A 13,931-nucleotide genomic window follows, 5' to 3' on the forward strand; every position below is an offset into this window, starting at 1 on the left:
GCGGCACCATGAGGATATGGATGCTCCGCTGATCGTTCTTCTCGTCCTCGTGGCGCTCGTGACCGGCGGCGCGCTGGGATGGACGCTCCATACCGGCCGCGGCGCAGCGGCCCTCGCCCGCGCCGAGGCCGAGCTGGCGGCGGCACGCGACGACCGCGACCGCCAATACGACCTGTATCGCGATGCGGTCGAGCACGCCCGCACCGAACAGCGTGCAGAAGCCCAGCGCGTGCAGCAGCAGAATGCCGTGCTGACGGCGCTCGCCCCGGTGCGCGAGAGCCTGCAGCAGATGCAGAGCAAGGTCACTGCGATCGAACAGGAGCGGCAGGCCCAGTTCGGCACGCTCGCCGAGCAGCTGCGGCGCGCCCAGGAGTCCGACGAGGCACTGCGCGCCACCACCGAGTCGCTCGCCGGCGCGCTTCGCTCCACCGCGACGCGTGGCGTGTGGGGCGAGACGCAGCTTCGCCGTGTCGTCGAAGCGGCCGGCCTCACCCGGCACGTGGACTTCGACCTGCAGACGACGATCTCCTCCGACCACGGGCAGGGACGTCCCGACATGGTCATCCGGCTCGCCGGAGGAACCTCGATCCCCGTCGATGCGAAAGTGCCCCTCGACGCCTATCTCGAAGCCTCGGCATTGCCCGGAGGCGACGCCCACGAACCGCAGCGCCGTGCGTACATGCAGAAGCACGTCAAGGCGGTGCGCGCGCACATCGACGCGCTCGCGAAGAAGGCGTACTGGTCGGGACTCGACGCGAGTCCCGAGTTCGTGATCTGCTTCCTGCCCAGCGAATCGCTCCTCGCCGCGGCGATCGACGAAGACCCGACACTGCTCGACTACGCGTTCAGCAAGCGTGTCGCGCTCGCATCACCGGTGAACCTGTGGGCCGTCCTGAAGACCGTGGCGTACACGTGGACGCAGCAGGAGGTCTCGACGGAGGCACGAAGCCTGCTCAACCTCGGCACGCAGTTGTACGACCGGCTGGGCGTGCTCGCCGGCCACGCGGACGATCTGCGGAGAGCGCTCGAGCGCACGGTCGACAGCTACAACAAGTTCGCGGGCTCACTCGAGAATCGCGTGCTGGTGACGGCACGGCAGTTCCCCGGGATCGATGCCTCGACGCTCGACGCCGCCCCGCAGGTCGTCACCGCATCGGCGCGACGATTCACCGCTCCGGAACTGGTGGGGGTCGACGATGAGTCAGGGGCGGACGCGCTGCGCGCTGACGTGGGCGAAGTGCGTGCGCGTCTGCAGGAGGAGAATTCCTGACGGTCGGTGGCCGGTGAGACTCAGGCGACGCCGGGAACGCCGCTCAGCAGGAGGATGACGAGCCCGCTGGTGGCCAGGAAAGCACCGATCATCCACCAGGAACTGAGCTCATGGCCCTCGTCACGACGCTTGCGGAAGAGAACATCCGCGCGTCGGGCCGGGTCGATCACGGCGGGAGCCGGAGCAACGGGTGCGGCTGGAGCCACGGCACCGCCTGCTTCGGCATCCGCGCTCACGCGCAGGATACGACCCGTATTCGTGGTCACGATCTTCGTTGCTGCGGCCGTGGGGCCGTTGTGCTGCTGAATTGCCATGTGCTCGCCCTCCTGTGCCTGCGGTGCCTGGCGGCTCCGTCGACGGCGACAAACCCAGTGACAATTGTGACACGGCGCCCCTGTAAACAGGGGACCGGCGACACGAAGCGGGTACCGGGTCGGTAACGATGGCGGGCGCGGCGGCATCCGCGCGCCCGTGCGGCGAGGGATCGCCGCGCTGGCCGCGCCTACGCAGAGACAGCTCGCGAGGCCAGCGCGTCGCTTACAGCCACTTGGAGACGAGGTGCTCCGAGGCGATGCGGCGCAGCGTGCCGGACGCGCCACGCAGGACGACGCTCTCGGTGTACACGTAGCCGCGCTCGCGACGCACACCGGCGACGAGCTGACCGTCGGTGACACCCGTTGCGACGAAGATCGTGTTGCTGCCCTGCACGAGGTCATCCGCTTCGTACACGCGGTCCATCTCGAGGCCGGCATCGATCCCGCGCTGGCGCTCGTCGTCATCGCGCGGCCACAGCTGCCCCTGGATGTGTCCGCCGAGCGCCTTGATGGCACATGCCGTGACGATCCCCTCCGGGCTGCCGCCGACTCCGACGCACATGTCGGTGCGGGCGTCGTGACGCGCGGCGTTGATGCCGCCGGCGACGTCGCCGTCGCTCATCAGGCGGGTACCGGCACCGGCGTCGCGGATGTCCTGGATCAGCTTCTCGTGGCGCGGACGGTTCAGCACCGAGACGACGATCTCGTCGACGGGCTTGCCCAGCGCGCCGGCGAGCTTGCGGATGTTCTCGCCGATCGGAAGCCGGATGTCGACCACTCCGACACCGGCCGGGCCGGTGACGAGCTTGTCCATGTAGAAGACGGTGGAGGCGTCCAGCATCGTGCCGCGGTCGGACACCGCGATCACGGAGAGCGCGTTCTGGCGTCCCGCAGCAGTCAGCGAGGTTCCATCGATCGGGTCCACGGCGATGTCGCACAGCGGGCCTCGACCTGTGCCGACCACCTCGCCGTTGAAGAGCATCGGCGCGTTGTCCTTCTCGCCCTCGCCGATCACGACCCGTCCCTGGAAGTCGACCGTGCCGAGGAAGGCGCGCATCGCGTCGACGGCCGCTCCGTCGGCTGCTTCCTTCGCGCCGCGACCGATGAAAGGCACCGCGCGGATCGCTGCCGCCTCGGTGGCGCGCACCAACTCCATCGCCAGGTTGCGGTCGGGACGAAGCGGGCTCAGATCAGCAGTCAGACTCACCATGCGGTCAGCCTAGTCATCCACATGCGCAGAATCGTCCACTTTCGGCTCTGCTACGGCGAAGGAAACTCGATTCTTAACAGGACAGCAGATGCGTGTGCCCCCAGCGCTGCTCCGGCCTTCGGCATCCGCCCGCGCGCCCCGATAGAGTGACTGCTGTCCCGGCTCACCAATCGCAGGAGTTCTCATGCCCGTCGCCACCCCGGATCAGTACGCTGACATGCTCGACCGCGCGAAGGCCGGCGGCTTCGCGTACCCCGCTTTCAACGTCTCCAGCTCGCAGACCATCAACTCGGTCCTGCAGGGCCTCACCGAAGCCGGCTCCGACGGCATCATCCAGGTCACCACGGGTGGCGCGGACTACTTCGCCGGCCACACGGTCAAGGCGCGCGCCACGGGCGCCCTCGCCTTCGCGCGCTACGCGACCGAGGTCGCGAAGAACTACCCGGTGACCGTGGCTCTGCACACCGACCACTGCCCGAAGGACGCACTCGCCGGCTTCGTCGAGCCGCTGATCGCCGCCTCGGAAGAAGAGGTCAAGGCCGGTCGCAACCCGATCTTCCAGTCGCACATGTGGGACGGCTCGGCTGTGCCGCTCGCTGAGAACATCGAGATCGCCAAGGACCTCCTCCCCCGCATGAAGGCCATCAACGCCATCCTCGAGGTCGAGATCGGCGTCGTCGGCGGCGAAGAGGACGGCGTGGCGCACGAGGGCTCCAACGAGGCTCTCTACACGACCTTCTCCGACGTCGACCAGGCCGTGCAGGCACTGGGTCTGGGCGAGCAGGGCCGGTACATCGCCGCGCTGACCTTCGGCAACGTGCACGGTGTCTACAAGCCCGGCGGCGTGAAGCTGCGCCCGGAACTCCTCGGCGAGATCCAGGCGCAGGTCGCCGCGAAGTACAGCACGGGTGCGAAGCCTCTCGACCTCGTGTTCCACGGCGGATCGGGTTCGACGGACGAGGAGATCGCCCTCGCGGTCGCCAACGGTGTCATCAAGATGAACATCGACACCGACACGCAGTACGCGTACACGCGTGCGATCGCCGACTACATGTTCAAGAACTACGACGGCGTCCTGAAGGTCGACGGCGAGGTCGGCAACAAGAAGCTGTACGACCCCCGCGCCTGGGGCAAGGTCGCCGAGACCGCGATGGCCGCCCGCGTGGTCGAGTCGACCCGCCAGCTCGGCTCGCACGGCAAGTCGCAGAGCTGACACCGCGCACACCTACGACAGATGCCCCGGCCGGATGGTCGGGGCATCTGTCGTCTGCCGGTGCGGTGCGGCACCGATGTCGCGAAACTATCCGCGGCGACTCCGGCGGATGCGGGTGACCCAGATCGCCGCGTCGATCAGCCCGTCGATGACGAGCAGCACCCCCACGCCCTTGACCGCACCGCGCGGGCGGGACATCGCCCACACTCCCGCCGCGAGTTCGCCGACCGTCAGCGCGAGACCCCACCCGGGACGGCGGCGCACGGCATCGGCCAGCCGGGCGATCGGTCGCTGTCGACGGGTGAGCGAGGTGACCTCGCCCCACCCGGCGATCGCCGTCTCCCGCATCGCGGTCCACCAGCCCACCGGCACGAAGCGTCGCCCCACCGGCGCGGCGGAGTCGTCGAAGGCGGCCTCGATGAGATCCGACGGCACGTCGAAGGCGGCGATGAAGGCCCGCTGCCGCGCCCGTTCCCCGATCACGCCTCCGAGGGCCTCCGGGATCAGCGCACGGTGCGCCGCGTCGACGTCCAGCGGCACCTTCGCGGCGACCTCGAGCAACTCGTCCCTGCTCCCATCGCCTTCGGTGAGCAAACGACGATAGATCTCCGCGGTCTCCGGCACCGTGATGGCGTCGATGTCGAGCACCGCGCGCGTATCGCGTTCCGCGTCGGTCCAGAAGGGCACGGCACCTCCCCCACCATCTGTGGTGACGACGAACCAGCTGGCGGACTCGGCACGGTTCAGCTCGACCAGTGGGAGGTCAGCGCGGGACGTCACCCAGTACCCGGTCGGGTCCGACGTCTCCAGCCGCTGCAGCGACCAGTCGCCGGATTCGCAGTGGTCGACGGGAACACCGAGCGCCGTGGCGAGAATCCGCGCGACAGCGGGGCCCCGGTGCGAGAACGTCGACACCCGCACGGTCGGCAGATCGAAAGCACCCGCCTCGATCAGGGCTTCCCGCTCGGTATCGGCCTGCGGAACAGACCCGTCCGCCGCCTGGGCATCGTCATCCGCGTCGGAGTCTCCGTCGGACACCGTGTCGAGATCGGACGCCGTGTCGAGATCGCCATCCGCGTCGAGCCACAGCGTGAGCTGCTGTGCATGGAACGCGGCCCGCAGCTCAGCAGCCGTCAGCGACTGCTCGACTCGATCGTCCGCGCTCAGAGTCAGCACATGGCCGTCATCCGTCACCGGGATGGCGAGAACGGCCTCCTGCTGCTCGCCCCACTCGCCCGTCGCGTCGCGCAGGCCCGCAGGAACCCGCAGGCGGGAGAGGATGCTGATCGCCGTGGCCCTCGGGTCGGAACCGTCGCCGCGATCGACGGACGCGTAGGAGACATGGACGCCGAAACTGTTCTGAAGCACGTCTCGACAGTACCCACCGCGGCGAGCGACTACTGACCGATGGAGTTCAGATACGCCATGAAGGCGGGGTCGCCCAGCATCGGCACCGCGATACAGACCGAGGTGATGAGCAGGGTCACTGCGGCACCCACGATCGGCACCCACCACGTCAGCTTTCCGCGGCGCAGACGCCGAACGGACAACGCGGCGGTGATGCACCAGCCGGCCACGAGCACGATCGCCGCGATGGTTCCCCAGAGGCGCCCTTGCGCGAAGTTGGTGAACTCGCCGTCGATCCCCAGCATCTTCATGGTCTGATTCATCGACGCGGGAAGGTCGAGATACGACATCGCCGTCATGACGACGTTGATGAGGCCGTAGGCGAGCAGCGCGATGGTCGCGAAGCGATCCACCGGTCGCCGACGGGCGGGTTCCGCCGTCACGGCCTGCGGGGCGGGCTCGGCAACCACGACCGCGGGCTGCACCTCATCGATCGGCGGGAGGCCGGCGGCCAGGCGCTGCTCTTCCGGGGTTGCGAGTTCGCCGTACTGGGGCCGTGTATCGCTCATCCCGCCATGCTAATCGGCGCGTGTGTGAGCGGGCTGCCAGTCGACGGGCCCGAAAACGATGGCGGCCCCGAAGAATTGGGGACTCTCGGGGCCGCGGACGAGGAACGCTGGGGACGCTCCACATCCAACTGGGTCTCGGAGAGCTGGGGACAATCCGCAGACCCGTAGTGCCGTTTGCACAGACGACTACTCATCCGATCATAGGAAAGCGGTTGACTTAACACCAGGTCGGTTTCTTCAGATAGTGAACTCGCTCCCGGGGTTCGAACCGTCCAGGGAGTCGGCGCCGAGCTGCAACGACAGCCGTCGTGCCGTGCTCTGGAGCTTCGAGACCAGCGCGCGATCGACGACGGCCCGATCAGACGGCAGCGAGATCGCGAGCGAGGCAGTGACGTTCGGGGCGATCACGGGCACCGCGACACACGTTGCCCCGATCACATACTCCTCCTGGTCGACCGTCCATCCGGGTGAGTGCTCCAGCTGCGTCAGCAGGGTCCGCCGATCGCTGATGGTTCGCGGGGTCAGCTCTTCCAGGCGATGCCGGGAGAGGTAGTCCAGACGGTCTTCTCCGGACAGATCCGCGAGGATCTGCTTGCCGAGCGCGGTCGCGTGCGCGCTCGATTGCAACCCGACCCACAGCTCGACGCGGGGGTTGTGGGCCGCATCGACGATGTCGACCAGGTGCATCTCCCCGTCGTCGAAGCGCGACAGGTAGGCCGTCGCACCCAGCTCATCGGTGACGTCACGCAGCGCGGCGCGGACGCGGGCGAGGAAGACGCCGCGCGCATCGGTCTCGTGCTGGAACGCGGGAAATCGACTGCCCAGCACCAGCCCGTCCGGTTCCGAGGAGAGGTACCCCTCGTGGATGAGCGTCCGGACGAGGTTGTATGTCGTACCCGGCGTGAGACCCGTGATGGCCGCGAGCATCTTGACCGGAAGCGGTCGTGGAGAGTTCGCGACGATGTCGACCAGACGAAGCGCACGCTGCACAGACCCGATGAGGGTCGGCTCCGCTTCCGCGGCGCTCAACGCTACGCGCCTCCTCCGGTCGCGCGTCCCCCGAGCGCACGATCGTCACGCTGACCGGAGGCGTCATGACGCAGCTCCTTCGGCAGGGAGAACATCAGGTCCTCCTCAGCTGTCTTGACCTCTTCGACATCCCGGTATCCGGCGTCATCGAGGGCGTCGAGCACCTCGCGCACCAGCACCTCGGGCACGGATGCCCCGCTGGTCACGCCCACCGTCTCGACACCGTCGAGCCACTCCTGCTGGACCTCTTCGGCGTAGTCGACGCGGTACGCCGCCTTCGCACCGTACTCGAGCGCGACCTCGACCAGCCGCACGCTGTTCGAGGAGTTCGACGAGCCGACGACGATCACGAGATCTGCCGCAGCGGCGACCTTCTTGATCGCGACCTGACGGTTCTGGGTCGCGTAGCAGATGTCGTCGGACGGCGGATTGTGCAGTTCGGGGAAACGCGTCCGCAGACGGTTCACGGTCTCCATCGTCTCGTCGACCGAGAGCGTCGTCTGGGAGAGCCACACGACCTTCGAGGGATCCTTCACCTGGACGGTGTCGGCCTCGTCGGGCGAGTTGACGATGGTGACGTGGTCGGGAGCCTCTCCTGCGGTGCCCTCGACCTCCTCGTGCCCTTCGTGGCCGATCAGGAGGATCTCGAAGTCGTCGCGGGCGAATCGCACGGCCTCGCGGTGCACCTTGGTGACCAGGGGACAGGTCGCGTCGATCGCGTGCAGACCGCGGTCGGATGCCGCGGTCACCACGGCCGGCGAGACGCCGTGGGCGCTGAAGACGACGTGCGCCCCTTCGGGGACCTCGTCGACCTCCTCGACGAAGATCGCGCCCTTCGCCTCGAGCTCGGTGACGACATGGATGTTGTGCACGATCTGCTTGCGCACGTACACCGGCGCCCCGTAGCGCTCGAGTGCCTTCTCGACGGCCACCACGGCACGGTCCACACCGGCGCAGTATCCGCGGGGCGCGGCGAGCAGGACCCGCTTCTGTCCGACGACCGGGTTATCCTGAAGCCGCCCGGACGACGCACGCACTCGTGGGATGCGCGGGGCGGGGAGATGAACGACAGTCGAGGTCACGCTTCGATTCTACCGACGCTTCGCCTGGAAAGGCCTGGGCGTGCGTCCTCTCTCCCGGAAGCACCGACACGATGACCAGCGGCAGGAGAACAGGCAGCGCATGACAGTCTTCGAAGCCGCGCAGGGTGCGGGTGAGGCTCCCCCGGCCGATGCGGTCGCTCCTCGCGATTCCACGGCGGAGGCGCCCACCTCGGTCGCGCGCCTCAACGGCACGATCCGCGACTTCATCGCACGCTGGAACACGGTCTGGGTCGAGGGCGAGATCACCTCGTGGAACGTGCGCGGCGGCAACGTCTTCGCCCGGCTGAAGGACACGCAGTCCGACGCCCAGATCTCGATCCGCGTGTGGTCGAGCGTGCGGGGACGCATCCCGTCCGACCTCGGGGTCGGCGATCACGTCGTGGCCGCGGTCAAGGCGGACTACTTCGTCAAGGCCGGTGACTTCAGCTTCACCGTCTCGGCCATGAAGCACGTCGGACTGGGCGACCAGCTCGAGAGGCTCGAGAAGCTGCGCGCCCAGCTTCGTCAGGAGGGGCTGTTCGACCTCTCCCGCAAGCAGCGACTGCCTTTCCTTCCGCACGTCATCGGGCTGATCACCGGCGAGCGATCCGACGCGGAGAAGGACGTGCATCGCAACGCGGAGCTGCGCTGGCCCCAGGTGCGCTTCCGCACCGAGTACGCGGCGGTGCAGGGTGACCGCTGCGTCCCCGACACCCTGGCCGCCCTGGCCCTCCTGGATGCGGATCCCGAGGTCGACGTGATCATCATCGCCCGCGGTGGCGGCGACCCGCAGACCCTGCTCGGGTTCAGCGACGAACGCCTGGTGCGCGCCGTCGCCGCGGCATCCACCCCGATCGTGAGCGCGATCGGCCACGAGAACGACCACCCCCTGCTCGACGACGTGGCCGACCTGCGCGCCTCCACCCCGACGGACGCGGCGAAGCGCGTCGTCCCGGATGTGGGTGAGCAGCGTGCGCTGATCGCCCAGCTGCGGTCGCGATCGACCACGCGCATCACGCAGCGGCTGTCGCACGACATCGCCCAGCTGGAGCAGCTGCGTTCGCGTCCCGTGCTGCGCTCTCCCGCTCCCATCATCGACGCCCGCGCCCAGGAGCTATGGCTCCTCCTCTCCCGAGGACGCGAGACGATCACCCGGCACCTCGACTCCGCCGGCCGCCGCACGAGCGAGCTGCGCGCGTCGTTGCGCGCGCTCTCCCCCGCGGCGACGCTGGCACGCGGCTACGCGATCGCGCACCTCGACGGCGGCGTGATCCTGCGCGATGCCGCGGAGGCGCCGGCCGGGAGCGCCCTGACGATCACACTCGACCGGGGATCCGTGGCCGCGCGCTCGGAGGGCGAGATCGCGGAGGAATCCTGAACCGCTGGCGCCCCGTCTTCCCGCCGCCGTCGCTGTCAGCTGCACGCCGTAGGATGGAGGAGTGAGCGCTCTGAACGACACCCCTGTGGAGACGCTGTCGTTCGAGGCAGCCCGTGACGAGTTGGTCAAGGTCGTCGCCGAACTCGAACAGGGAGCTCCGACGCTCGAGCAGTCCCTCGCCCTCTGGGAGCGCGGGGAGGCACTCGCTGCCCGCTGCGAGGAGTGGCTCCTGGGCGCGAAGCGCCGTCTCGACGCCGCCCGTGCCGCCGCATCCGACGAGGACGAGTCATGAACAAGCCGGCCCCGATCGTCGCCGAGCTCGGCCGTCCGGAGACGCCGGAGGAGACCGCAGCTCGCAAGGCCGCGTCCAGCAAGGCGTACCGTTCGAGCCAGACGATGCGGAGCCTGATCGCCGCACTGCTGGTCACCGTCGCCGTCGTCGCCGTGATCATCTTCGCCGTGCCGCGCGGCGAGCCGACGACTGCCAAGAAGATCGACCTGGTGGGCATCGCCGCGAATGTCGAGTCGACCATGGACAGTCCGGTGATCGTTCCGGAGCTGGGCGATTTCTGGCGCGTCAATGCGGCGGGGCTCACCAGCGGCGCGACCGTCGTCTGGGACGTCACACTCGCTCCCGCCGACCAGGATGAACGGGGCTACATCCGCGTCGCTCAGGCGTTCGATGCCGACTCGAGCTGGGCGCCGCAGCGGCTGAACGGCATCGCGCCCACGGACTCCGTCCGCATCGACGGCCTCGACTGGGACGTCTACCAGCCCGGCGGCGCCGGAGCGGAGCAGAACATCACCTATGCCATCGGCACACAGGCCGGCGACGACTACGTGCTGCTCTACGGCGCGCGGTCGGCAGCATCCACCGCCGAGCTCGCCGAGTCCCTCGTCCCGCAGATCCGCGCACTCTCGGAGGCACAATGACGCACGAACTCACCCCGGCGGCCGCCTGGCAGCAGATGCAGGAGGGCAACCGACGGTTCGTCGCCGACGAGCCACGCCATCCCAACCAGGACGTCGCCCGCCGCAAGGACCTCGAGGCCGCGCAGAACCCGGTGGCGACGCTGTTCGGCTGCTCGGACTCGCGCCTGGCCGCTGAGATCATCTTCGACCTGGGCCTGGGTGACCTCTTCGTCGTGCGCAACGCCGGGCAGGTGATCGGCGAGTCGATCGTCGCGAGCCTGGAGTACGCCGTGGCGGTGCTCGAGGTCCCCCTGATCGTCGTGCTCGCCCACGACTCCTGCGGTGCGGTGCGCGCAGCGATCGACGGCACCGCGATCGACGCGGTTCCGCTCCCTCCGCACATCTGGAAGCTCATCTCCCCGATCGTTCCCGCCGCACGCAAGGTGCTGGCCGAGAACGGCGGCACCACGGTCGCCGAGATCGATGCCGAGCTCGTCGGCCAGGAGCACCTGCGCAACACCGTGGCCGATCTGCTCCAATCGTCCGAGCTGATCAGCAACGCCGTCGCCGAGGGCCGTCTCGGCATCGTCGGCGCCAACTACCGTCTGGCCGAGGGCACCGCCGTGCCCGTCATCACCGTGGGCATCGAGCCCGAATCTCAGGAGGCATCGGAATGACCGACAGCGAATACCGCATCGAGCACGACACCATGGGTGAAGTGCGCGTGCCCGTGAACGCGCTCTACGGAGCGCAGACGCAGCGCGCCGTGGAGAACTTCCCGATCTCGGGCAAGGGGCTGGAGTCAACGCAGATCGCCGCCCTCGCCCGCATCAAGAAGGCCGCTGCGCTCGCGAACAAGGAGCTCGGCACCCTCGACGGCGCCATCGCCGACGCGATCGCTCAGGCCGCCGATCTGGTCGCTTCCGGTGCCCACGACGGCGAGTTCCCGGTCGACACCTATCAGACCGGTTCCGGCACGTCCTCGAACATGAACATGAACGAGGTGCTGGCGACGCTGGCGACGCGCATCCTCGGTGCGAACGTGCACCCCAACGACCACGTGAACGCTTCGCAGTCGTCGAACGACGTGTTCCCGACCTCCGTGCACATCGCGGTCACCCAGGCCCTCATCGACACGCTCATCCCCGCGCTCGACCACCTCGCAGTGGCTCTCGAGGCGAAGGCGGAGCTGTGGAAGGACGCCGTGAAGTCGGGCCGCACCCACCTGATGGATGCCACCCCGGTGACCCTCGGCCAGGAGTTCGGCGGCTATGCCCGCCAGATCCGCCTCGGCATCGAGCGTGTGCAGTCCGCTCTCCCCCGCGTCGCCGAGGTCCCGCTGGGCGGCACCGCGGTCGGCACCGGGATCAACACGCCCCTGGGCTTCCCGCAGAAGGTCATCGCGCTGCTCGCCGCCGAGACCGAGCTGCCGATCACCGAGGCGAAGGACCACTTCGAGGCACAGGCGAACCGCGACGGCCTCGTCGAGGCTTCGGGCGCACTGCGGACGATCGCCGTGTCGCTGACGAAGATCAACAACGACCTGCGCTGGATGGGTTCCGGCCCCAACACGGGTCTGGGCGAGCTCCACATCCCCGACCTGCAGCCCGGATCCTCGATCATGCCCGGCAAGGTCAACCCTGTCGTGCCCGAGGCCGTCCTGATGGTGTGCGCCCGCGTGATCGGCAACGACGCCACCGTGGCCTGGGCCGGTGCCTCCGGTTCCTTCGAGCTGAACGTCGCCATCCCGGTGATGGGCACGGCCCTGCTGGAATCGATCCGTCTGCTCTCGAACGCCTCGCGCGTGCTCGCCGACAAGACCATCGACGGCCTGCAGGCCAATGTCGAGCGTGCGGCCGCGTTCGCCGGCATGAGCCCGTCGATCGTGACGCCGCTGAACAAGCTGATCGGCTACGAGGCCGCGGCGAAGATCGCGAAGCACTCCGTGGCCAAGGGCATCACGGTGCGCGATGCCGTGATCGACCTCGGCTACGTCGAGCGCGGCGACCTCACTCTCGAGCAGCTCGACGAGAAGCTCGACCTCCTGTCGATGACCCACCCCGGGTGATCCTCAGCGCATGACACGGCGGATGCCGCGGGGACTCGTTCCTCGCGGCATCCGCCGTTTTCGTGCGCACCCTCCCGGACGCAGAACAGCGGATACCGAGTTCAAGGCATCCGCTGCTCCGTTCTCCGTCGTCAGCTGAGCTCTCCGCCCTCCAGCAGCTCCGTGACGAGGGCCGCGATCGCCGAGCGCTCCGAGCGCATCAGCGTCACGTGTCCGAAGAGGTCGTGACCCTTGAGAGTCTCGATCACGCTGGCGATGCCGTCGTGGCGGCCGACGCGCAGGTTGTCGCGCTGACCGACGTCATGGGTGAGGATCACCCGGGAGTTCTGCCCCATCCGGCTCAGCACCGTCAGGAGCACGTTGCGCTCCAGCGACTGCGCCTCGTCCACGATCACGAAGGCGTCGTGCAGCGAGCGCCCACGGATGTGCGTGAGCGGGAGCACTTCGAGAAGCCCACGTTCGATCACCTCTTCGACCACGTTCCCCGAGACCACGGAGCCGAGAGTGTCGAAGACCGCCTGGCCCCACGGGCCCATCTTCTCGCCCTGGTCGCCGGGGAGGTAGCCGAGTTCTTGGCCGCCCACCGCGAAGAGCGGTCGGAACACGATGATCTTCTTCTGCTGCTGCCGCTCCAGCACCGCCTCCAGTCCGGCGCACAGCGCGAGCGCCGACTTTCCCGTGCCCGCACGCCCGCCGAGCGACACGATGCCGACCTCTTGGTCGAGGAGCAGGTCGATGGCGATCCGCTGTTCTGCGGAACGCCCGTGCATCCCGAAGATGTCACGGTCACCGCGGACCAGGCGGTACTCGCCGTCTCCTGTCACGCGTCCGAGTGCGGAGCCCCGTTCGGAGTGGATGATGAGTCCGGTGTTGATCGGGAGGCCGCGAGCATCCTCGCTGATCCCGACCTCGCTCTCGTAGAGGTCGCTGATGTCGTCGCCGGAGAGGTCGAGCGTGGTGATCCCGGTCCACCCCGAATCCACCGCCTGCTCCGCGAGGTACTCCTCCGCACGCAGCCCGAGAGAGGCCGCTTTGACACGCATCGGCAGATCCTTCGAGACGATCGTGACGTCCTGGCCGTCCTGGGCGAGGTGCATCGCGACGGAGAGGATGCGGGTGTCGTTGTCGCTGAGCCGGATGCCGGCGGGGAGGACAGAGGAGTCCGTGTTCGCGAGCTCGACGCGCAGCGTGCCGCCTTCGCCGACCTCCACAGGGAAGTCCAGCCTCCCGTGCTCGATGCGCAGGTCGTCAAGGTGCCGCAGCGCCTGCCGGGCGAAATAGCCGATCTCCGGGTCGTGGCGCTTGCCCTCGAGCTCCGAGATCACGACGACCGGGAGCACCACCGAATGCTCGGCGAAGCGGAAGAACGCCTGCGGATCGCTCAACAGGACGGACGTGTCGAGCACATACGTCCGCAGAGCCTGGTCAGGGTCTGCGGAGGCTGCTCGCCTGGCCGTCGTCTTACGGGTGGACTGCTGCGCGGTGCTGGTGGACTGCTGCGCTGTACGTGAGGTCACGACCCACTCCCGACCCGGGAGA

The 13,931-nt window shown here is 68.5% G+C and carries 14 protein-coding genes; 7 read left to right on the forward strand and 7 right to left on the reverse strand.

Annotated elements, in window-relative coordinates; translation table 11 throughout:
- Positions 1 to 16: 16 nt before the first annotated feature.
- Positions 17 to 1,270 (forward strand): DNA recombination protein RmuC, encoded by a 1,254-nt coding sequence (locus FB560_RS12115; protein WP_141872597.1) that lies wholly within the window; start codon positions 17 to 19, stop codon positions 1,268 to 1,270.
- 20 nt (positions 1,271 to 1,290) lie between these two features.
- On the opposite strand, the gene FB560_RS12120 is transcribed toward FB560_RS12115, so the two are convergent.
- Positions 1,291 to 1,584: a hypothetical protein gene (locus FB560_RS12120; protein ID WP_141872598.1), complete on the reverse strand. Its 294-nt coding sequence runs from the start codon at positions 1,582 to 1,584 to the stop codon at positions 1,291 to 1,293.
- 223 nt (positions 1,585 to 1,807) lie between these two features.
- Positions 1,808 to 2,794, reverse strand: a complete 987-nt coding sequence (gene glpX, locus FB560_RS12125; protein ID WP_141872599.1) for a class II fructose-bisphosphatase — start codon at positions 2,792 to 2,794, stop codon at positions 1,808 to 1,810.
- Between the two features lie 184 nt (positions 2,795 to 2,978).
- On the opposite strand from glpX, the gene fbaA reads away from it, so the two are divergent.
- Entirely contained in the window at positions 2,979 to 4,007 is a 1,029-nt protein-coding gene (fbaA, locus tag FB560_RS12130) for a class II fructose-bisphosphate aldolase (protein ID WP_141872600.1), read from the forward strand.
- Between the two features lie 87 nt (positions 4,008 to 4,094).
- Here the strand turns inward: fbaA and FB560_RS12135 are convergent, their stop codons facing one another.
- The 4 genes from FB560_RS12135 to FB560_RS12150 form a co-directional block, all read right to left on the reverse strand.
- On the reverse strand, positions 4,095 to 5,375 hold the full coding sequence (locus tag FB560_RS12135) for a hypothetical protein (protein ID WP_141872601.1): 1,281 nt from the start codon (positions 5,373 to 5,375) through the stop codon (positions 4,095 to 4,097).
- Positions 5,376 to 5,404: 29 nt separating this feature from the next.
- Positions 5,405 to 5,923, reverse strand: coding sequence for a DUF6264 family protein (locus tag FB560_RS12140; protein WP_141872602.1), 519 nt, complete (start codon positions 5,921 to 5,923; stop codon positions 5,405 to 5,407).
- Between the two features lie 237 nt (positions 5,924 to 6,160).
- A complete protein-coding gene (locus tag FB560_RS12145; RefSeq protein ID WP_141872603.1) occupies positions 6,161 to 6,952 on the reverse strand; it encodes an IclR family transcriptional regulator in 792 nt (263 codons plus the stop codon).
- A gap of 2 nt (positions 6,953 to 6,954) precedes the next feature.
- Positions 6,955 to 8,034 carry a 4-hydroxy-3-methylbut-2-enyl diphosphate reductase gene (locus FB560_RS12150; protein WP_188895110.1) on the reverse strand — a complete coding sequence of 360 codons (1,080 nt, stop codon included), beginning with the start codon at positions 8,032 to 8,034 and terminating at the stop codon, positions 6,955 to 6,957.
- 100 nt (positions 8,035 to 8,134) lie between these two features.
- Here FB560_RS12150 and xseA point away from each other — a divergent pair, with 100 nt between their 5' ends.
- The 5 genes from xseA (at position 8,135) to FB560_RS12175 (ending at position 12,392) form a co-directional block, all read left to right on the forward strand.
- Positions 8,135 to 9,412 (forward strand): exodeoxyribonuclease VII large subunit, encoded by a 1,278-nt coding sequence (xseA, locus tag FB560_RS12155; protein WP_141872604.1) that lies wholly within the window; start codon positions 8,135 to 8,137, stop codon positions 9,410 to 9,412.
- A gap of 61 nt (positions 9,413 to 9,473) precedes the next feature.
- Positions 9,474 to 9,704 (forward strand): exodeoxyribonuclease VII small subunit, encoded by a 231-nt coding sequence (locus FB560_RS12160; RefSeq protein WP_141872605.1) that lies wholly within the window; start codon positions 9,474 to 9,476, stop codon positions 9,702 to 9,704.
- Complete coding sequence (locus FB560_RS12165; RefSeq protein WP_141872606.1) at positions 9,701 to 10,345, forward strand: DUF4245 family protein; 645 nt, start codon at positions 9,701 to 9,703, stop codon at positions 10,343 to 10,345. The genes FB560_RS12160 and FB560_RS12165 overlap by 4 nt, the downstream gene beginning before the upstream one ends.
- A complete protein-coding gene (locus tag FB560_RS12170) occupies positions 10,342 to 11,001 on the forward strand; it encodes a carbonic anhydrase (RefSeq protein WP_141872607.1) in 660 nt (219 codons plus the stop codon). The genes FB560_RS12165 and FB560_RS12170 overlap by 4 nt, the downstream gene beginning before the upstream one ends.
- Entirely contained in the window at positions 10,998 to 12,392 is a 1,395-nt protein-coding gene (locus FB560_RS12175) for a class II fumarate hydratase (RefSeq protein ID WP_141872608.1), read from the forward strand. The genes FB560_RS12170 and FB560_RS12175 overlap by 4 nt, the downstream gene beginning before the upstream one ends.
- Positions 12,393 to 12,523: 131 nt before the next feature.
- Here the strand turns inward: FB560_RS12175 and FB560_RS12180 are convergent, their stop codons facing one another.
- On the reverse strand, positions 12,524 to 13,909 hold the full coding sequence (locus FB560_RS12180) for a PhoH family protein (RefSeq protein ID WP_141872609.1): 1,386 nt from the start codon (positions 13,907 to 13,909) through the stop codon (positions 12,524 to 12,526).
- Between the last annotated feature and the right edge of the window lie 22 nt (positions 13,910 to 13,931).

Origin of the sequence: Microbacterium saperdae (assembly GCF_006716345.1) — a bacterium.
GTDB classification, from domain to species: Bacteria; Actinomycetota; Actinomycetes; order Actinomycetales; family Microbacteriaceae; genus Microbacterium; species Microbacterium saperdae.

Coding starts and splice junctions, on each gene's coding strand:
- FB560_RS12140 (WP_141872602.1), bottom strand. CDS start 5,923: ATGAGCGATACACGGCCCCAGTACGGCGAACTCGCAACCCCGGAAGAG.
- FB560_RS12170 (WP_141872607.1), top strand. CDS start 10,342: ATGACGCACGAACTCACCCCGGCGGCCGCCTGGCAGCAGATGCAGGAG.
- FB560_RS12165 (WP_141872606.1), top strand. CDS start 9,701: ATGAACAAGCCGGCCCCGATCGTCGCCGAGCTCGGCCGTCCGGAGACG.
- FB560_RS12120 (WP_141872598.1), bottom strand. CDS start 1,584: ATGGCAATTCAGCAGCACAACGGCCCCACGGCCGCAGCAACGAAGATC.
- glpX (WP_141872599.1), bottom strand. CDS start 2,794: ATGGTGAGTCTGACTGCTGATCTGAGCCCGCTTCGTCCCGACCGCAAC.
- FB560_RS12115 (WP_141872597.1), top strand. CDS start 17: ATGGATGCTCCGCTGATCGTTCTTCTCGTCCTCGTGGCGCTCGTGACC.
- fbaA (WP_141872600.1), top strand. CDS start 2,979: ATGCCCGTCGCCACCCCGGATCAGTACGCTGACATGCTCGACCGCGCG.
- FB560_RS12175 (WP_141872608.1), top strand. CDS start 10,998: ATGACCGACAGCGAATACCGCATCGAGCACGACACCATGGGTGAAGTG.
- xseA (WP_141872604.1), top strand. CDS start 8,135: ATGACAGTCTTCGAAGCCGCGCAGGGTGCGGGTGAGGCTCCCCCGGCC.